The 20558-nt window shown below is 37.5% G+C and carries 19 protein-coding genes and 1 other annotated feature; of the genes, 16 read left to right on the plus strand and 3 right to left on the minus strand.

From position 1 onward, the window contains the following. Positions 1-341 precede the first annotated feature (341 nt). The 3 genes from guaB (at position 342) to asnB (ending at position 5208) form a co-directional block, all read left to right on the plus strand. Positions 342-1805, plus strand: coding sequence for an IMP dehydrogenase (gene guaB / locus B2R82_RS15695; RefSeq protein WP_286925828.1), 1464 nt, complete (start codon positions 342-344; stop codon positions 1803-1805). A gap of 140 nt (positions 1806-1945) precedes the next feature. After that, positions 1946-3277 carry a D-alanyl-D-alanine carboxypeptidase family protein gene (locus B2R82_RS15700; protein WP_286925829.1) on the plus strand — a complete coding sequence of 444 codons (1332 nt, stop codon included), beginning with the start codon at positions 1946-1948 and terminating at the stop codon, positions 3275-3277. A 92-nt stretch (positions 3278-3369) separates the two neighbouring features. After that, positions 3370-5208: an asparagine synthase (glutamine-hydrolyzing) gene (gene asnB, locus B2R82_RS15705; RefSeq protein ID WP_286925830.1), complete on the plus strand. Its 1839-nt coding sequence runs from the start codon at positions 3370-3372 to the stop codon at positions 5206-5208. Positions 5209-5232: 24 nt separating this feature from the next. On the opposite strand, the gene B2R82_RS15710 is transcribed toward asnB, so the two are convergent. After that, on the minus strand, positions 5233-6654 hold the full coding sequence (locus B2R82_RS15710; RefSeq protein ID WP_286925831.1) for a PLP-dependent aminotransferase family protein: 1422 nt from the start codon (positions 6652-6654) through the stop codon (positions 5233-5235). Between the two features lie 104 nt (positions 6655-6758). Between B2R82_RS15710 and pdxS the strand changes: the two genes are divergently transcribed. The 3 genes from pdxS to serS all read left to right on the plus strand — a co-directional run bounded on the left by pdxS (position 6759) and on the right by serS (position 9828). After that, complete coding sequence (gene pdxS / locus B2R82_RS15715) at positions 6759-7643, plus strand: pyridoxal 5'-phosphate synthase lyase subunit PdxS (protein ID WP_286925832.1); 885 nt, start codon at positions 6759-6761, stop codon at positions 7641-7643. A 1-nt stretch (position 7644) separates the two neighbouring features. Continuing rightward, positions 7645-8208 carry a pyridoxal 5'-phosphate synthase glutaminase subunit PdxT gene (gene pdxT / locus B2R82_RS15720; protein ID WP_286925833.1) on the plus strand — a complete coding sequence of 188 codons (564 nt, stop codon included), beginning with the start codon at positions 7645-7647 and terminating at the stop codon, positions 8206-8208. Between the two features lie 49 nt (positions 8209-8257). Further along, positions 8258-8474, plus strand: a binding site (T-box leader). Positions 8475-8547: 73 nt separating this feature from the next. After that, on the plus strand, positions 8548-9828 hold the full coding sequence (gene serS, locus B2R82_RS15725) for a serine--tRNA ligase (RefSeq protein WP_286925834.1): 1281 nt from the start codon (positions 8548-8550) through the stop codon (positions 9826-9828). 273 nt (positions 9829-10101) lie between these two features. On the opposite strand, the gene tadA is transcribed toward serS, so the two are convergent. After that, positions 10102-10614 carry a tRNA adenosine(34) deaminase TadA gene (gene tadA / locus B2R82_RS15730; protein ID WP_286925835.1) on the minus strand — a complete coding sequence of 171 codons (513 nt, stop codon included), beginning with the start codon at positions 10612-10614 and terminating at the stop codon, positions 10102-10104. A 141-nt stretch (positions 10615-10755) separates the two neighbouring features. Between tadA and B2R82_RS15735 the strand changes: the two genes are divergently transcribed. From B2R82_RS15735 to B2R82_RS15780, 10 genes are all read left to right on the plus strand, one after another. Then, positions 10756-11085, plus strand: coding sequence for an ArsR/SmtB family transcription factor (locus B2R82_RS15735; RefSeq protein WP_286925836.1), 330 nt, complete (start codon positions 10756-10758; stop codon positions 11083-11085). A 20-nt stretch (positions 11086-11105) separates the two neighbouring features. Beyond that, positions 11106-12059, plus strand: coding sequence for a cation diffusion facilitator family transporter (locus B2R82_RS15740; protein WP_283870228.1), 954 nt, complete (start codon positions 11106-11108; stop codon positions 12057-12059). 67 nt (positions 12060-12126) lie between these two features. Beyond that, positions 12127-12459, plus strand: a complete 333-nt coding sequence (locus B2R82_RS15745) for a metal-sensitive transcriptional regulator (RefSeq protein WP_283870229.1) — start codon at positions 12127-12129, stop codon at positions 12457-12459. A 41-nt stretch (positions 12460-12500) separates the two neighbouring features. Then, entirely contained in the window at positions 12501-12707 is a 207-nt protein-coding gene (copZ, locus tag B2R82_RS15750) for a copper chaperone CopZ (RefSeq protein WP_286925837.1), read from the plus strand. Positions 12708-12784: 77 nt separating this feature from the next. Then, entirely contained in the window at positions 12785-15196 is a 2412-nt protein-coding gene (locus B2R82_RS15755) for a heavy metal translocating P-type ATPase (RefSeq protein ID WP_286925838.1), read from the plus strand. Positions 15197-15370: 174 nt separating this feature from the next. After that, positions 15371-16009, plus strand: a complete 639-nt coding sequence (locus tag B2R82_RS15760; protein ID WP_283870232.1) for a deoxynucleoside kinase — start codon at positions 15371-15373, stop codon at positions 16007-16009. Next, entirely contained in the window at positions 16006-16674 is a 669-nt protein-coding gene (locus B2R82_RS15765; RefSeq protein WP_286925839.1) for a deoxynucleoside kinase, read from the plus strand. Before B2R82_RS15760 ends, B2R82_RS15765 begins: the two co-directional genes overlap by 4 nt. Before the next feature lie 122 nt (positions 16675-16796). Next, positions 16797-17321: a TIGR00730 family Rossman fold protein gene (locus B2R82_RS15770; protein WP_286925840.1), complete on the plus strand. Its 525-nt coding sequence runs from the start codon at positions 16797-16799 to the stop codon at positions 17319-17321. A gap of 96 nt (positions 17322-17417) precedes the next feature. After that, on the plus strand, positions 17418-18326 hold the full coding sequence (locus tag B2R82_RS15775; protein WP_286925841.1) for a methyl-accepting chemotaxis protein: 909 nt from the start codon (positions 17418-17420) through the stop codon (positions 18324-18326). Between the two features lie 194 nt (positions 18327-18520). Next, positions 18521-19147 (plus strand): RraA family protein, encoded by a 627-nt coding sequence (locus B2R82_RS15780; protein WP_286925842.1) that lies wholly within the window; start codon positions 18521-18523, stop codon positions 19145-19147. Positions 19148-19226: 79 nt separating this feature from the next. Here B2R82_RS15780 and B2R82_RS15785 read toward each other — a convergent pair whose 3' ends face one another. Next, positions 19227-20501, minus strand: a complete 1275-nt coding sequence (locus B2R82_RS15785) for a cation:dicarboxylate symporter family transporter (RefSeq protein ID WP_286925843.1) — start codon at positions 20499-20501, stop codon at positions 19227-19229. Positions 20502-20558 lie beyond the last annotated feature (57 nt).

A 20558-nucleotide genomic window follows, 5' to 3' on the forward strand; every position in this document is an offset into this window, starting at 1 on the left:
AGAGTAGGACGTCGCTAGGCAAAGACAGTCAGCTGTGTGCTGGCTGTTTTTTATTTTTAGTGAAAAATTTTACTAATCTATCAACTTTTTCATAAAAATTGTCCAAAAGACTAAATATAGCGGAGTACAAAATAGTATTTACATACTAAATAAAACAGAAGATTTTAAAATTTAGAACGGATCATCATCATTTATTTAAAGAGTTATAAGGAATAAAATTGCTAAATTTACCTCCTTTAAAAATCTGAATTGTCTTTCTTTTATAAGTTTCTTGACAGTAGCTTGGCACGTTGTTAATCTTACAATTAATATTCTTTTAACTATAGGAGGACGTTACGAAAATGTGGGAAACTAAATTTGCCAAAGAGGGTTTAACTTTTGATGATGTATTATTAGTACCAGCTCATTCCGAAGTATTACCGAAAGATGTTGATTTATCAGTTCAACTAACGCCAAAGATTAAATTAAACATTCCAATGGTTAGTGCTGGTATGGATACAGTGACAGAGTCTAAAATGGCAATTGCTATGGCACGTCAAGGTGGTATCGGTATTATCCATAAAAACATGGGAATTGATGAGCAAGCTGAACAAGTAGAAAAAGTAAAACGTTCTGAAAACGGTGTTATTACAAACCCATTCTTCTTAACTCCGACTCACCAAGTTTTTGATGCTGAGCACTTAATGGGTAAATACCGAATCTCTGGTGTACCGATTGTTGATAGTATGGAAAATCAAAAATTAGTAGGAATTATTACAAACCGTGACTTACGTTTTATCTCTGACTATTCATTAAAAATTGAAGATGTTATGACAAAAGAAGATTTGATTACAGCTCCTGTTGGTACGACTTTAGAGGATGCTGAAAAAATTCTTCAACAATATAAAATCGAAAAGCTACCAATTGTAGATGATGAAGGTAAATTAACAGGGTTAATTACAATTAAGGATATTGAAAAAGTAATTGAATTCCCTAACGCTGCAAAAGATATACATGGTCGTTTATTAGTAGGCGCTGCAGTTGGTGTCTCAAAAGATACGATGGTACGTATAGAGAAGCTTGTGGAGGCTCAGGTTGACATCGTAGTAATTGATACAGCACATGGACATTCGGAGGGCGTATTACAAACAATTCGTTCAATCCGTGAAGCGTATCCAGAGCTAGAGATTATTGCTGGTAACGTAGCAACAGGTGAAGGTGCACGTGCTTTATTTGAAGCTGGTGCAGATGTAGTTAAGGTTGGTATTGGTCCAGGATCTATTTGTACTACACGTGTTGTAGCTGGTGTAGGTGTACCACAAATTACAGCTGTTTACGATTGCGCTACAGTGGCTCGTGAGCTTGGTAGAACGATTATTGCCGATGGAGGTATTAAATACTCTGGAGACATCGTAAAGGCTCTTGCAGCGGGTGGAAATGTTGTAATGCTTGGTTCACTACTAGCAGGTACTTCAGAATCACCTGGTGAAACTGAAATTTTCCAAGGACGACGCTTCAAAGTTTACCGTGGTATGGGTTCAATTGGAGCTATGGAAAAAGGATCAAAAGATCGATATTTCCAAGAAGATGCGAAGAAATTAGTACCGGAGGGAATTGAAGGTAGACTTCCTTATAAAGGACCTCTAGCAGATACAATTTATCAACTTATTGGTGGTATTCGAGCAGGTATGGGATATTGCGGATCGCCTAATTTAGAGTTCTTACGTGAAAATGCTCAGTTCGTTCGAATGACAGGTGCAGGTTTACGTGAGTCACATCCACATGATGTACAAATCACAAAAGAATCACCGAATTATTCGATGTAATATATTACTAGCAACTTTTATGCTCTCGAATCGTCTACAAAGATGGCTCGAGAGCTTTTTTTATGTTAGAGAGTGCCCACGTAAGTTACTATCTATGATAAAATGTCGTGGACAAGATTATTTTTTGGAGGGCTTTAAAGGTGAAAAAGACAATGAACACCCTATTACGCTTGCTCCTAATTCCGGTTTTGTTATTTAGTATTTTTGCAGGTATTCCTGCGAAGGCAAATGCAGAAACAGATTTAGGACTACATGTGGATGCTGCGATTTTAATTGACGCAGATTCAGGAAAAATTTTATATGAACAAAATGCAGATACTTCACTAGGTATTGCAAGTATGACAAAAATGATGACAGAATACCTGTTATTGGACGCAATTGATGCAGGTACAGTTAAGTGGGATCAGGAATATCATGTAACTGATTATACGTATCGTATGTCACAAAACCGTGCGTTAAGTAATGTACCATTGCGTAGAGATGGAACTTACACAATCCGTGAATTATATGAGGCAATGGCCATTTATTCAGCCAATGCTGCCACAGTAGGTATTGCAGAAACAATTGCTGGTACTGAAGCTGAGTTTTTAAAACTGATGAATAAAAAGGCTGAAAAGCTTGGACTTAAAGACTATAAATTCGTGAATTCTACTGGACTTAACAATGCAGATTTATTTGGAATGCATCCAGCTGGCACTGGACCATCAGATGAAAACGTAATGCCTGCTAAATCTGTAGCCAAATTAGCATATCATTTACTTAAAGATCATCCAAACGTGTTAGAAACGTCTAAAATTGCAGAAAAAACGTTCCGTGAAGGTACAGATGATCGAATTGAAATGAGAAACTGGAACTTAATGCTGCCCGGATTATCGCAACAATATCAAGGCGTTGATGGATTAAAAACGGGTACAACAAACTTTGCTGGACATTGCTTTACAGGTACTGCAGAGCGCAATGGTACACGTTTAATTTCTGTTGTTATGAAGGCTGTAGATGCAAAAGGGCAGGAATCAAAAAAAGCTCGATTCGACGAAACCGCTAAATTATTAAACTATGGCTTCTCACAATTCTCAAAACAAGAAATTATTCCAGCGAAGTATACGTTTAAAGATCAGAAAACCGTAAAAGTTACGAAAGGGAAAGAAAAGAAAGTTGCCATTGCTGTAAAAGAGCCTGTATCTTTTATGATGAAGTCATCTGATAAAGATTTATATAAACCGAAACTAGTATTAGATAAAAAGAGTTTAGAAGCAGAGGTTAAAAAGGATACAGTTGTCGGAAAGGTAGTTATTGAGCGCTCAGAGGGTACCGATTACGGTTTCATTGATGGTAAGGAACTAACAGCTGATGTTGTCACTACAGAGGCTGTGGAGCGTGCTAGTGGCATCTCATTATTCTTCCAAGGTATCGGTAACTTCTTTGGTAACTTATGGGGTGGTATCTCCGACTTTGTTGGTGGCTTATTTTAATTTAATCATTTAAGAACACGTAAATTATTACGTGTTCTTTTCACATTTTAGAGCATTACTGCATACGCTAATAGGCGAAAGGATGTGGCTAAATGTGTGGGATTACAGGGTGGGCTAGCTTTCAAAAAGATTTAAGAACAAGTGAAGAAATCATCAAGTTAATGACGCAAACTTTAAAAAAGCGCGGTCCCGATGATGAAAATATTTGGTGTAATGAGCATATAGCATTTGGCCATCGACGGTTAGCCGTTATCGATTTAATCGGTGGCAAGCAACCAATGACTAAAGTTCATGAAGGTTCAAATTATGTCATTACATACAATGGCGAGCTGTATAATACAGAAGAATTACGAAAGGAGCTTCAAAATCGAGGATATATATTTACTACACATTCAGATACGGAAGTTTTGCTAACAGCTTATATTGAATGGAAGGAGCAATGTGTAGATTTTTTTAATGGTATTTTCGCTTTTGGGGTATGGGATGAACAATCACAATCACTATTTTTATGTAGAGACCGACTTGGGGTAAAACCTTTGTATTATACAGAGCAACAAGATGGTTTGTTATTTGCATCTGAAGCGAAAGCATTGCTAGCACATCCTCTGATAAAAGCAGCCGTAAATACAGAAGGATTAGCCAATATCATAGCTGTAGGGCCTTCTCGAACACCAGGGAAGGCGCTTTTTCAAAATATTAATGAATTACGTCCGGGATATGCAATGCGCTTCTCAAGGGAAGGTATACGAATTTGGCAGTATTGGCGCTTGCAAAGCGAGCATCATGATGAGTCATTAGAAGATACAGTAGATCATGTCCGTTTTTTACTGACAGATGCAATTGAACGACAGCTTGTTTCGGATGTACCAATTTGTACCTTCCTATCAGGTGGTTTAGATTCTAGTATTATTACAGGCATTGCATCCAACAGATTTCAGCAACAAGGGAAAGATAAGCTTCATACGTACTCTATAGATTATGAGGATAATGAGCGCTTTTTTAATCCGCATACATTTCAAACATCGACAGATACTTATTGGATTGAACAAATGACAAATACATTTAAAACTGACCATCATGCTGAAGAAATCTCTCAACAGCAATTAATTGATTTGTTAGTGGAATCTGTGATTGTTAGAGATTCACCAGGAATGGCAGATGTAGATTCATCATTATTATGGTTTTGTCGTGAAATTAAAAAGGACTTTACAGTTGCCTTATCAGGTGAATGTGCTGATGAAATCTTTGGAGGTTACCCATGGTTTACTGAGACGACAACAGGTTTTCCTTGGATTCGTTCATTAGCTGAAAGAACAACAATGCTACAAGATCGATGGCGTAAGAAACTAAAAGTTGAATCATACGTACAGCATGTTTATACGCAAACAATAAAGGAAGTACCATATCTACAAGGGGAGAGTGTAGAAGAGGCAAGACATCGTGAAATGTTCTATTTGAATATGGTATGGTTTATGCAAACATTGTTGGAACGAAAGGATCGCATGAGTATGGGGGCAAGTCTTGAGGTTCGTGTTCCATTTGCTGATCATCGTCTTGTGGAATATACATGGAATATTCCTTGGGAAATGAAAAATTTAGGTGGAATGGAAAAGGGATTACTTCGTAAAGCAATGGACCAACTATTGCCTAAAGAAGTATTGTATCGTAAAAAGAATCCGTATCCTAAAACCTATCATCCACTTTATACGATGGGTGTTCAAAAATGGCTAGGGGAAATAATGAAGGATAAAAATTCAATTCTTCATGAATTATTTGAACGACAGAAGCTTATTGAGCTAATTGAGTCTGGTGGCAGCTCTTTTAAAGTTCCTTGGTATGGGCAATTAATGGCAGGTCCTCAACTTTTGGCTTATTTAGGGCAAATTCATACATGGTTTGAACATTATAATATTCAATTAATTGAATCATAACTGAAAAGCATCAATCAGCCCACATTAACGTGGGGGTGATTGATGCTTTTTTATATCCCAACAATCCATAAGTTTCTCAATGGAATGTTCTATTTCATGTACTGGTATACCTCCAAAGCCCAGTAAAAATTGTGGCTGTGATGCTGCAGTGTGATCTAGGCGGTAGTCCGATAATGGATAAATACCGATATCGGCATTAGAGGCGAGCTGTTGTAAATGTTTTTCAGATAGTTCATGCTGTACCTCTAATAATATATGCATCCCTGCTTGCTCTCCAGTTATTTTAATTTTCTTAGAATAGTTTTCTAAAATAGAAGTAAGCTTATCATGTTTTTTACGATAAATTTTCCTCATCCTATTTAAATGTTTGGCAAAATGACCGTCCCGCATGAAATTAGCAACAATATGTTGATCGAATCTAGGTACTGTTGAGGAGTAGTAATTAAATACGTCATTATAGGTTGCGAGTAATTTTGGCGGGAGAACAAAATAAGCAACTCGTAAGGATGGCATTAATGATTTTGTAAAGGTACTCATATAAATCACTTTATCGTTTCGATCGAGTGCATGTAGAGCAGGAATTGGTTTTCCAGTATAACGGAATTCAGAATCATAGTCATCCTCAATGATATAACGAGAGGTACTCTGAGCAGCCCAATTTAATGCCTGTGCACGTCTTGTAGCCGACAATACTGCACCTGTTGGGAACTGATGAGAGGGTGTGATATATACAACGTCAGCGCTCGTTTTTTCGAGTTCATGAATGAAGATCCCTTCTTCATCGACAGTAATTGGATAGACCTTTCGTTTATGCTGAGAAAACATACGATGTACGGCTGGATAACCTGGATTTTCAAGGGCAAAGTAAGTGTCATCATTAAAGAGTCGTAAAATCATTGGAAGGAGCTGCTCTGTCCCTGAACCCACAACTATTTGCTCAGGACTACAAACAACTCCACGTGATTGGTATAAATAATTTGCAATCTCAGTACGTAAAGATAGCTCTCCCTGCGGTTCACCAGTTAATAATAATTCCTTTGAAGCATCATCAAAAAGCTCTTTTGCATATTTGCGCCAAGTTTGAAAGGGGAATGCATGAATATCAATAGAAGCAGGATTAAAATCTATTTTGTATGTTTTTTTCTTAGGCGGCTCACTTAAAGAAGCAACTTTGTCCTGTTGAATATAGGGAAGCTCATCAATTTCCTCAACGAAATATCCAACGCGTGCTTTTGACATAATATAGCCCTCAGCTAGTAGCTGTGCGTATGCAATTTCAATTGTTGTTTGAGAAATATTCAAAAAATCGGCTAATTTTCTTTTTGATGGCAATTTTTCTCCTACTGCAATTTTCTTTGTAATGATAGCCTCTTTAATGCCGCTATAAAGCTGATCATAGAGCGGTTTCTCGCCATCTTTTTCTAGCTGAAATAATAGCATATCCACGTATATTTCCCCTCCTGACCCTATAGATAATAATAAAACTGGATATTTTGATGTAGTCAATTTCCATTATACTAGACTTCATCACAAAGGTGGAGGTTAGATACATGAAACAGACAGGAACAGAGCTAGTAAAAAGAGGAATGGCGGAAATGCAAAAGGGTGGCGTCATTATGGACGTAATAAATGCTGAGCAGGCGAAAATTGCTGAAGCAGCAGGAGCTGTAGCTGTTATGGCATTAGAAAGGGTCCCATCAGATATTCGTAAAGCGGGCGGTGTTGCACGGATGGCTGATCCTCGAATTGTTGAGGAGGTTATGGGGGCTGTCTCCATTCCAGTAATGGCTAAGGCACGTATAGGGCATATAGTCGAAGCAAGAATTTTAGAGGCAATGGGTGTTGATTATATCGATGAAAGTGAAGTATTAACACCTGCAGATGAAGAGTTTCATTTATTAAAAAGTGAGTACACTGTACCATTTGTTTGCGGCTGCCGCGATTTAGGAGAAGCTGCTCGGCGTATTGGTGAGGGAGCTTCAATGCTGCGAACTAAAGGTGAACCAGGAACAGGGAATATTGTAGAGGCTGTGCGTCATATTCGTAAAGTGAATGCGCAAGTTCGTAAGGTAGTTGGTATGACAGAGGATGAACTCATGACAGAGGCTAAAGTACTTGGAGCACCATTTGAATTATTAAGAGAAATTAAACGAAATGGGCGTTTACCAGTTGTAAACTTTGCAGCTGGTGGTGTCGCTACGCCTGCTGATGCTGCCTTAATGATGGAGCTCGGGGCTGACGGTGTGTTCGTTGGTTCTGGTATTTTTAAATCAGAAAACCCAGAGAAGTTTGCAAAAGCAATTGTAGAGGCTACGACACATTATAAGGATTATAAGCTTCTAGCAGAAATATCAAAAGAGCTAGGGGTTCCGATGAAAGGCATTGATATTGCACAGCTCAGTCAAAATGAGCGTATGCAAGAGCGAGGCTGGTAACATGAAACGAATTGGTGTATTAGCATTGCAAGGAGCGGTACGAGAGCATGTGCAAATGCTAGAGTTTCTAGACTGTGAGGTAGTCTTGGTCAAACAGCACAATGATTTACAGCAACTAGATGGACTTGTGCTACCTGGTGGGGAGAGTACAACAATGCGAAAATTGCTAAATCGATACGAGCTGTTGGAGCCAATTCGTACACTTGCCAAAACTGGATTACCGATGTTTGGAACATGTGCAGGTTTAATTTTATTGGCAAAAGAAGTAGTGGATGATGAGCCGCATTTAGCGATCATGAACGTTGCAGTAGCAAGAAATTCTTATGGACGACAGGTAGATAGCTTCGAAGTAGATCTCAATATACCTAAAATAGGTAAATCAATCCCTGCTGTTTTTATACGCGCGCCTCATATTGTATCAGTTGGCGAAGGTGTTGAAATTCTAGCAGAGCATGAAGGGAAAATTGTTTTAGCACAGGATGGACATTTATTAGGCTGTTCATTTCATCCTGAATTAACAAAAGATACACGTATTCTTAAATATTTTTTATCGTCTATAGTATGACTTGCAAAATCTCGTTTCGTATAGTACAGTATGGATAAAATTCAAATAACTGAACACGATGATGGGAAGTAGTAGCAGGCACGTTTTTTTTAGAGAGTCGGCGGTTGGTGAAAGCTGATAAAAACACTTGTGAATCCGTCCTGGAGTTGCGCAGTCGAAGTTAATGAAGTAGGCTGTCGCCGGCTGAAATGCCGTTATGAAATAAGTGGACTAGACTAAATGTCTAGTCAATTAGGGTGGCAACGCGGGTAGCTCTCGTCCCTTTTATGGGATGAGGGCTTTTTTGTGTTCTCCTGACTATTATTTCCTATCATTTAGAATCTACTGGAGGTATGAACGATGTTAGATATTAAACGCGTTCGCGATAATTTCGCTGAAATTAAAGAAATACTATTAACACGTAATGAGGATTTAGGAAACTTAGATGATTTTGAAGAATTAGATGCCAAACGTCGTGAATTAATTGCCAAAACGGAAGAGCTTAAAGCAGAGCGTAATAAAGTATCTGAACAAATTTCTGTGATGAAACGTAATAAAGAAAATGCGGATGAAGTAATTTCTCGCATGCGTCAGGTTGGCGATGAAATTAAGGAGCTGGATGTCCAATTAAATGACGTAGAAGACCGTTTTAAAGATATGATGATGCGTTTACCAAACATCCCGCATGAATCTGTACCAGTGGGCACAACAGAGGATGACAACGTTGTGGAATATACTTGGGGTGAGGTACCAACATTTGATTTTGATATTAAAGCACACTGGGATATTGCAACAGATTTAAAAATTGTTGATTTTGAGCGTGGAGCAAAAGTGACAGGTAGCAGATTTTTATTCTATCGTGGGCTTGGGGCTCGCTTAGAACGTGCGCTAATGACATTTATGATGGATTTACATGCAGAAAAGCATGGTTATGAAGAAATGCTGCCACCTGTAATTGTTAATCGTGATAGCTTAACTGGTACTGGACAGCTTCCTAAGTTTGAAGAGGATGTATTTAAATTAGAGGAAACTGATTATTTCATGATTCCAACGGCAGAGGTACCTGTAACAAACTTCTATCGTGATGAAATTTTATCTGTTGAATCATTGCCACAGGGCTTTGCTGCATATAGTGCATGTTTCCGTTCAGAGGCAGGCTCTGCGGGACGTGATACACGTGGTTTAATTCGCCAGCACCAATTTAACAAAGTAGAATTAGTGCGCTTTGTAAAACCGGAGGAATCATACGAACAGCTAGAGCTATTAACTGGTCATGCTGAAAAGGTACTACAATTACTTGGCTTACCTTACCGTAAACTAAAAATGTGTACGGCTGATTTAGGCTTTACGGCAGCAAAAAAATATGATTTAGAGGTTTGGATTCCAGCACAAAACATGTATCGTGAAATCTCTTCTTGCTCTAATTTCGAGGATTTCCAAGCACGTCGAGCAAATATTCGCTTCCGTCGTGAAGCAAATGCAAAACCAGAGTATGTACACACATTAAACGGCTCAGGTCTTGCTATTGGGCGTACAGTAGCCGCTATTCTAGAAAATTATCAGCAAGCTGATGGAAGCGTAGTAATTCCTGAGGTATTAAGACCTTACATGGGCGGGAAAGAAGTAATAGCTCCTAAATAAATAAAGTTTACTCTGTGCCCAGGAAGATCAGGTGCAATAGGCATTCCAGACCGTAAATGGACACCTAAAAATTTTTTCCTAAGCTATTTTAGATATACCTTCTTCCAGGTTTTCTAAAATAGCTTTTTGGCTTTATCACAAAGCTTAAATTTAGTGAAAATCAAAACGTTGTAGAGGGCTCAACCAATTTTACTGCAATGTTTATCGAAGGTAAGTGTGTTTTTTTACACTCATAATTATAAAAAAAAGGTGTCTCAATTGGGGCACCTTCTTTCATGTGAAAGTATCTTTAGAAGCCTGTCTTGCCTTTTTCTCTGCTTTTTTTCGTTCACGTAAAGCCCTGAAAAAATCAGTTAATATTTGCCCACATTCCTCGGCTAAAATACCTTCAGTTACTTCACATTCATGATTAAAGCGTGCATCATTTAACAGACGATAGAGGGAATCAACACAGCCAGCCTTTAAATCTCGTGCACCATAGACAACACGAGGCACACGAGACTGTAAAATAGCACCTGCACACATAGGGCAAGGTTCAAGCGTTACATAGAGTGTTGTATTTTCTAAACGCCAGCTACCAATTTTTTCACAAGCTTTCTGTATTACCTCCAGTTCAGCATGTGTGGTTGCATTTTGTGTTGTTTCCCGTAAATTATGGGCCCTTGCAATAATTTCCCCGTTGTAAACAAGTATAGCTCCGATAGGTACCTCTCCAAGTACAGCGGCTTTCTTTGCTTCTTCTAATGCCTGTTTCATAAATAAACGATCTGTTTCGAAAATATCCAATACTTATCTCTCCTTATAAAGTAGTGTATCTTGCTTAATTGGTAATTGCTACTTTAAATGTTGACATTCCTAAAAGTACCATTTATATTTATATATGAACACATGTTCATATATAAATATAAAAGAATGGGGATAAACTAAATGGATGAAAAATTAACAGAAACTCCAGTAAACAAAGATCAGCATTTAGACGAGGAGACACTTTTTGTTGTATCGCAAACCTTTAAGGCATTAAGTGATCCTACAAGAATTCGTATTTTAAATTTATTATGTACAGACGAACATTCAGTCAATGACATCGCAGAAATTTTAGATTTAGGCCAATCAACCGTTTCACATCAATTACGTTTTTTAAAAAATTTACGTTTAGTGAAATTTCGAAGAGAGGGAACGACCTTATACTATTCAAAGGATGACGATCACATTATGAATTTACTAAAGCAAGCGATTGAGCATGCTGCACATAATTAAAATTAATGGAGGGAAAAAACATGGGACATAATCATGATCACGGCCATGATCATACACATGGCGCTAATAAAAAGGTTTTAATCTTATCATTTATTATTATTACGGGATATATGGTCATCGAAGCAATTGGTGGTTTTTTAACAAATAGTTTGGCTCTTTTATCAGATGCAGGACATATGTTAAGTGACTCCATTTCTTTAGCAATAGCATTACTTGCATTTATGTTTGGTGAAAAAGCCGCAAGCTACAGTAAAACATATGGTTACAAACGTTTTGAAATTCTAGCAGCCGTTTTAAATGGTGTAACATTAATCTTAATAGCATTGTTTATTTTCTACGAGTCAATAGAGCGCTTTGCAAATCCGCCAGAAGTAGCAACTAAAGGTATGCTCATTATTAGTACGATAGGTCTCCTTATCAATATTTTGGTAGCTTGGATAATGATGCGAGGCAGTGACACAAAGGATAATTTAAATATGCGAGGTGCATTTTTACATGTGTTAAGTGATATGCTGGGATCTGTAGGAGCTATTGTTGCCGCTCTACTAATTATGTTTTTTGGTTGGGGCTGGGCTGATCCGCTGGCAAGTGTAATTGTCGCATTACTTGTATTAAGAAGTGGCTACTATGTAACGAAGGCTGCAGTCCATGTTTTAATGGAGGGAACTCCTTCAAACGTCGATATTCAGGAAATTATTCAAACGATGGAACAAACAAAAGGTGTTCATAGTATACATGATCTTCACATTTGGACAATAACAAGTGGAACAAATGCACTTTCCTGTCATGCAGTGGTTGATGATCAGTTGAAAATTGTGGATAGTGAGAATATCTTACGAGAAATTGAACATAATCTTGAGCATAAGGGCATTAAGCATGTAACAATTCAATTAGAGACCGCAGCACATCAGCATGATAATTCGATTTTATGCCAATTGAAAGCAGAAACGTCTCATCATGATCACCAACATTAAAAAACTTTTTACTTTACATACCCTTCGTGGGTATAGTATGATGAAAGTGAAGTAGGAGGTGTATGGAATGGAAGACACAACAAAAGAAGCTACTTGTCATACGGAGGAAGTTACATCTTGTCGAAAAAGCCATCATCCTGAACGTGTAAAAAAGGATTTAACAACTCGTTTAAATCGTATAGAGGGTCAGATTCGTGGCATTAAGGGAATGATTGAAAAAGATGTTTACTGTGATGATATTATTACGCAGTTATCTGCCACACAGTCTGCTTTGAATAGTGTAGCGAAAATATTATTGGAAGGTCATTTAAAGGGCTGTGTTGTCGATCGCTTATCTGAGGGTGATGAAGCAGTGTTGGATGAATTAGTGGTGACCATACAAAAGCTAATGAAAAAATAATATACCCCCTATTTAATATAAACAAAGAGGAGAGATATTTTATGCAAAATGTTACTTTAAATGTACAAGGAATGTCATGTGGACACTGTGTAAATGCAGTAGAAAAAAGTGTGGGAGCTATAACTGGCGTTGACCAAGTAAAAGTCAACCTAGCAGAAGGCTTAGTAAATGTTGCATTTGACGAAGCAAAGGTATCTTTAGATCAAATTAAAGAAACAATTGATGACCAAGGCTATGATGTAAAATAATATGTAGGGTGCTCTAGTAGCACTCTATTATTTTAAATGATATATACCCCCTATTGGTATAAGGAGAGGTGAAAGAAATGAGTTCAGAAGTAAAAGAGGCCAATCTGCAAATAACAGGTATGACCTGTGCAGCCTGCGCTACGCGTATAGAAAAAGGACTAAATAAATTGGATGGTGTTGAGCAAGCCACTGTTAATTTGACGCTTGAAAAATCAACGATTAAGTACGATTCATCCAAATTAAGTGAAGTAGATTTTGAAAAGAAAATTGAAGCACTTGGCTATGGCGTTGTTAAACAGAAAACTGAATTTGACATTACGGGTATGACTTGTGCAGCCTGTGCTACACGTATAGAAAAAGGATTAAATAAGCTAGCTGGTGTCTCATCTGCAAATGTAAACTTAGCACTTGAGAAGGCAACAATTGAATTTAACCCATCTGAAGTGTCCATTGCGGATATCATTGCAAAGGTTGAAAATTTAGGTTATGAGGCCCATCAAAAAGCTGAAGAACAAGAAGTTGGAGACCATCGTCAAAAGGCAATCAAACAACAGCAGCAAAAATTTATTTTATCAGCTATTCTTTCATTACCATTGCTCTGGACGATGGTTGGTCATTTTTCATTTACTTCGTTTTTATATGTACCAGAAATACTGATGAATCCATGGGTACAAATGATTTTAGCTACGCCCGTTCAATTTATAATAGGGAAACAATTTTATGTGGGTGCCTTTAAAGCCTTGCGAAATGGTAGTGCAAATATGGATGTACTAGTAGTAATGGGTACATCTGCAGCCTACTTTTATAGTGTTTATCAAGCCATTGTTACAGTAGGTTCCCATCACGGCCCTCACCTTTATTTTGAAACAAGTGCAGTGTTAATTACTTTAATTCTATTAGGAAAATTATTTGAGGCAAAAGCGAAAGGTCGCTCATCTGAGGCAATCAAAAAATTAATGGGTCTACAAGCAAAAACAGCAGTCGTTGTTCGAGATGACGTTGAGAAAGAAGTACCATTAGAAGAAGTAGTGATTGGTGACATTATTTTAGTAAAACCAGGTGAAAAAATTCCAGTTGATGGTGAAGTTGTGGAAGGAACGACCGCGGTAGATGAGTCAATGCTAACAGGGGAAAGTCTTCCTGTTGATAAAAAGCAAGGTGATGTATTATTTGGCTCAACAATTAATAAAAATGGCTTTATTAAAATGACAGCAACAAAAGTAGGTCGTGATACTGCTTTGGCGCAGATTATTAAAGTGGTTGAAGATGCTCAGGGCTCAAAGGCACCAATCCAGCGTTTAGCAGATCATATTTCCGGCATATTTGTACCAATTGTTGTTGGTATTGCGATTATTACATTTTTAGTTTGGATTCTTTGGGTACAACCGGGTGAGTTTACGCCTGCATTAGAAGTATTAATCGCAGTTCTTGTCATTGCCTGTCCATGTGCGCTAGGGTTAGCAACACCAACCTCTATTATGGCAGGCTCTGGTCGTGCAGCAGAGTTTGGGATTTTATTTAAGGGTGGCGAGCATTTAGAGCAAACGCAAAGTATCAATACGGTGGTTGTTGATAAAACAGGTACAGTAACACACGGTAAACCTGTGTTAACTGACGTTATACTAGCAGCAGATCAAGACGAAACAAACTTTTTATCGTTAATTGGTGCAGCAGAGAAACAATCAGAGCATCCATTAGCAGAAGCAATTGTTCAAGGCATTACAGATCGTGGTATTCATCTAGGAGATATTCAATTCTTTGAAGCCATACCTGGTTATGGTGTGCAAGCGACAGTATCTGGTCAAGGAGTCATAATCGGTACACGTAAATTGATGCAACAATATGGTATTCCTATCGATGATATTCTCCCGATAATGGAGCAGTTAGAGGAAAATGGTAAAACAGCAATGTTAGCTGCGATCAACGGTCAATATGCTGGGCTAGTAGCAGTAGCTGATACTGTTAAAGAAACATCTATAGAGGCAGTTCGACGTCTACAAGATATGGGCATTACAGTTATTATGATGACAGGTGATAATGAACGTACAGCCCGAGCTATCGGAGCTGAGGTTGGTGTGAATCATGTTATTGCTGAGGTTCTACCAGAAGGGAAAGCAGATGAAGTAAAAAAACTACAAGCTACAGGCAAGAAAGTGGCGATGGTAGGCGATGGCATTAATGATGCACCAGCACTTGCTACAGCAAATATTGGGATGGCAATCGGTACTGGCACTGACGTAGCTATGGAAGCAGCAGATATTACGCTGATTCGTGGGGATTTAAACAGTATTGCAGATGCCATTATTATGAGCCGTAAAACTATGCGCAACATTAAACAAAACTTATTTTGGGCATTTGCTTACAATACATTAGGTATACCAATTGCTGCAATCGGTTTACTTGCTCCTTGGGTTGCAGGCGCAGCGATGGCCTTTAGCTCAGTATCAGTTGTTTTAAACGCACTTCGCTTACAGCGTGTTAAATTATAATGAATGATAACGGTCCGCTTACTTGGTGGGCCGTTTTTGAATACATAAATGTTATGTTGATTCTGTCTTTCATTTTCGCACTATGATACAATGAAAAGCACTGATTTATATAATATCCTCAGGCGAAGAGGGAATTGATAATAGAATCCATAGAACATAAAGGAGGAGCTTCTGGTGACGGTTCCATTTGTTACGGTAGAAGGTCCGATTGGTGTTGGTAAAACCTCTTTATCAAAAGAGATTGCAACGACATTAAATTACCATCTATTAAAAGAAATAGTAGACGAAAACCCTTTTCTAAATAAGTTTTATGAAAACATTGAGGAGTGGAGCTTCCAAACTGAAATGTTTTTCTTATGTAATCGCTATAAACAATTAACAGATATTAAAAAGTTTCGCTTAGCACATCAGAAGCCTGTAGTAGCGGACTATCATATTTTTAAAAATCTTATATTTGCAAAGCGAACATTGGCATCAACGGAGTATGATAAATATGAAGAAATTTATAGAATATTAACGAAGGATATGCCTGTCCCTAATGTTGTTGTTTATTTACATGCTAGTGTTGAGACATTGATGAAGCGTATTGCAATGCGCGGACGTGAATTCGAAAAAATGATTGCACGGGATTATATGGAGCAACTTGTGGCAGATTATCATTCTTTTATTGAGCATTTTGAGATAATGCACCCTGAAATCCCAGTCATTCGATTTAATGGAGACCAACTTGACTTCGTTAAAAATACGAATGATTTAAATTATGTTTTGCAAATTATAAAGGATACGTTACAACAAAGGAGCTTGCAACAATGAATTTAAGAGAGAAATACGATATTCCGCCACAGACAGTCATTACCATTGCCGGTACTGTAGGTGTAGGAAAATCAACGATGACAAAAGCGTTAGCAAATGCGCTAAATTTTCGTACGTCATTTGAAAAAGTAGATACTAACCCATATTTAGATAAATTTTATGAGGACTTTGAAAAATGGAGCTTCCATTTGCAGGTGTATTTTTTAGCTGAACGTTTTAAGGAGCAAAAGCGTATTTTTGAATATGGTGGTGGATTTATTCAGGATCGTTCAATTTATGAAGATACAGGAATTTTTGCAAAAATGCACTATGATAAAGGAACAATGAGTCCAACAGATTACGAGACTTATAAAAATTTATTTGATGCAATGGTAATGACACCTTACTTTCCTCATCCAGATTTACTAATTTATCTCGAGGGACCAATTGAGGCGGTCATTGGGCGTATACAAGAGCGTGGCCGTGCAATGGAGCAGCAGACACCAAATGATTATTGGATTGAAATGCATGAACGTTATGAGGACTGGATCAACAACTTTAATTCATGTCCAGTTTTACGTTTAGATATAAATGATTATGATTTATTAAAAAATCCTGAAGCAATTGAATCAATTGTGGGCCGTATCAGTCATATGCTAAAACAAACAAGCCATTTACGCAAATAGGCTTTCACTAAAAATACCTAAATAAGAAAGTTGAAGAAAATAAATGATTAAAAGACGTGAGACAATATAAATAGCTATTGTATCACGTCTTTTAAGTAGGAGGGATTATTATAAAAGTAGCGGTGTATTGTGGTTCCAGTTTAGGTAAAAACCCAATTTATGCAGAAAAGGCAACCGAATTAGGTGCTATGCTGGCTCAAAATGGCCACGGAGTCGTCTATGGGGGTTCAAAAAGTGGGCTAATGGGAAAAGTGGCAGATGCCGTTTTAACCGCTGGTGGCGAGGTAATTGGTGTGATGCCAACGCATTTACAAAAGCGAGAATTAGCCCATGCCTCCTTAACAGAAATTCATTTTGTTGAGTCTATGCATGTACGTAAGGCAAAAATGGTAGAGCTTGCAGATGCCTTTATAGCATTACCAGGTGGTGGTGGCACAATGGATGAGTATTTTGAAGTCTTTACATGGGCACAAATTGGACTACATGAAAAGCCAGTAATTTTATATAATGTAAATGGTTTTTATGATGCCCTTTTACAGCATTTTAAGCAGATGCTTGAAGAAGGATTTATTCGCGCCGAACAAAAGTCATTAATTCATGTAGCTACTACATCAGAAGAAGTATTACAGTTATTAAAACATGGGTAATGATTGCCCATGTTTTTTCTGCAAAGATTAACAAGGAGCTAAAATGGAAAAAAATAAATTTTTAGTAAAAATAAATCTTTTCAAGAGGTGTAGATTATGCAGAAAATCGATACACAAGTAACAGATGATTTAGTAGTGCAGGCAATTGAACGGAATATTGCAATTATTCGTTTTGATATGGAACGTAAAGTAGCCTATGTAAATTCACTTTTTGCTCAAACATTAGGCTATAAAGTAGAAGAAATGATAGGAAAAGATCATAAAGATTTATGTTTACCAGAGTTTGTTAAAAGTACAGAGTACGAAAAATTTTGGCGGAATTTGACCTCTGGTAATAGCTATCAAGATAAAATTGAAAGATTGGATGCGAACAGAAATAGAGTTTGGCTTGAAGCAACCTATATGCCGGTCTTTGCAAATAATTCGAGAAAGGTGATTGGCGTTTCTAAAATTGCTACAAATATTACAGACCGTCAAAATGAGATTGTAAGTGTAGCTGAGACATTAAAAGGGATGTCAAAGGAACTTCATAGCCGTTCAGAGGCTGGTATTCGGAATAGTGAAGGCTTACTGAAGACTATAAGGGAAGTATCAAAAGAGTCCGCCGATAATGTAAAAAATCTCGAACAGCTTCAAAAGCAAGCCGAATCTATTAAAGGTATTGTGAAAACTATTCAAGAAATTGCTTCTCAGACAAATTTACTGGCATTAAATGCAGCAATTGAAGCAGCTAGAGCAGGAGAGTATGGTCGAGGCTTTGATGTTGTAGCAAAAGAGGTGAGAAAGCTATCTATAAGAGTTGAGCAATCTATCTCTGAAGTAAAGGATAATGTTGAGGGCATAGAACGAGAAATAGGGCAAGTCACAGAAAGTATTACACGAATAGCTGAAAAAGTTGAAAAAACAAATGGACAAATTTCAGTGACAACCAATGATTTTTCTGAAATTGCAAGTGCTGCAGAGGCGTTAGACGAGCAATCAAAGCATTTTATCGACATCGTTTAATGAAAAGTTAGGGCCAAAATGAGCTTATTCCTGATGGATGGCGCATTTTGATAAAACCAATGCGATATTGTCCTAACAATACTATATTCAAATGTTTTATTTCCATAATTTTCTGAAATATATTGAAATAGTATATGATTTTTATTTACAATAATTATGTAAGTCTTTCATATATCATAATAGGGGTGTTATGTATGACAAAGGTGGAAATAAGTTTTAAGCATTTACCTACAACAGCGGTTTCAGATGCAACTGGCGGGCACACAAATTTACGTAGTGATATTAAGCCTTTAGCAGATCATTTTAAACTAGCGGGGCGCGCGGTAACTGTGCGTTTACCAGATGGTGAAAATGGTGCAGTGTTAGAAGCTATCCGAGCTGCTAATGAAGGTGATATTTTGGTAATTGATGCGAAAGGCAATACGAATCGAGCTGTTGCTGGAGATTTTGTGATTTCTTTAGCAAAGGGCATAGGTGTACAAGGGTTTGTTGTGGATGGCGTTATTCGAGATATTGCAGCCATTCGAGAGCTAGACTTCCCTGTATTCTCCTTAGGGACAACGGTAGCTGCTGGTAATAAAAATGGTGGTGGTAAAGTTAATATTCCCATCTCTATAGGAGGCGTTACTGTCCATCCTGGTGATTATATTATTGGGGATGTGGATGGTGTAGTTGTAGTGCCACAGGAGGATGCCGAACGGATTGTAATGGCAGCGGAGGCAAAACTGGAAAAAGATGAAGGACGTGCACAAGAGGCACATGTAAATGGTAAGGAATCAATCCTTGCTTATTTAGATAAAGTTTTAACTGAAAGAAGTTAAAGCTTCCGGACGCGTAATTGATCAAATTAAAAAAATCCTCACGATGCCATCCATACATCGTGAGGATTTTTTTAACTTTTTACGCTAAGTTTTCGTTATCTTTAAAGTAATTTTTCATTTTCTCTGTATCGAAACGGCCTTCCCATTTTGCCATTACTAATGACGCTAATGAGTTACCAATAACGTTAACAACTGTACGTCCCATATCAAGGATACGGTCAATACCTGCGATAAATGCTAAACCTTCAAGTGGAATACCAACAGTACCTAATGTTGCTAAAAGTACTACGAACGACACCCCTGGAACACCCGCGATTCCTTTAGATGTAACCATTAAAACAAGCATTAACGTAATTTGCTCTCCAATGCTTAGATGAATACCATACATTTGAGCAATAAATAATGCTGCAATCGCCTGATACAGTGTAGAACCATCTAAGTTAAAGGAATAACCGGTTGGAATAACAAAAGAAACGATATCCTTTGGAGCACCTAATTTCTCCATTTTCATCATAATTCGTGGTAGAACAGCTTCAGAACTTGCAGTTGAGAACGCTAAAATTAGCTCATCTTTTAATACTTTAATTAAGTAGAAGATGTTGATACCTGCAAATTTTGCCACAAGTCCAAGAACGACAAAGATAAAGAATAGCATAGTTGCATAAACAAGTATGGCAAGTTTACCTAGTGGTATTAATGAAGCGAATCCATATTTGGAAACGGTTACACCAATTAAACCAAATACCCCAAATGGCGCAAATTTCATTACAAGGTTTGTTACCCAGAACATAGTATCTGCTACCCCTTGGAAGAAGTCTAAAACTGGTTTACCTCGTTCGCCAATAGCAGCAACCCCTAATCCAAAAATTACAGAGAAAAAGATAATAGCAAGCATATTACCTTCAGCCATAGACTGAATGATATTTGTTGGTACTATACCCACTATAATATCAAATGGTCCCTCATGCTGTACTTGTTCTGTAGTTGAAACATATTTGGAAATGTCCCCCTGAGAAAGCTCGTTCATGTTTAGACCAGCGCCTGGTTGGAACAAGTTTGCGGAAAGTAAACCAACTATAATAGCTACAGTTGTAATAATTTCAAAGTAAATAATTGATTTCCCGCCTAATCGTCCAAGCTGTTTCATGTCTCCAGTTCCAGCAACACCAACGATTAAAGTTGAAATAATAATTGGTACAACAATCATCTTAATTAGATGTAAAAAGATATCCCCTAAAGGTTGTAAATATGTTTCAATTTTGGGGTTTCCATAAAAGATACCCCCAACAATAATCCCTAAAATCAAACCAATTAAAATTTGAGCGGCTAAACTGATTTTAAATTTCTTTTTCAAACCCTTTGTACCCCCTAATATTAAATTTTTAGGACTAGCCTTACTTTAATAATACGG

The sequence above is a fragment of the Lysinibacillus sp. UBA6686 genome, from assembly GCF_002455205.1.
GTDB lineage: Bacteria > Bacillota > Bacilli > Bacillales_A > Planococcaceae > Lysinibacillus > Lysinibacillus pakistanensis.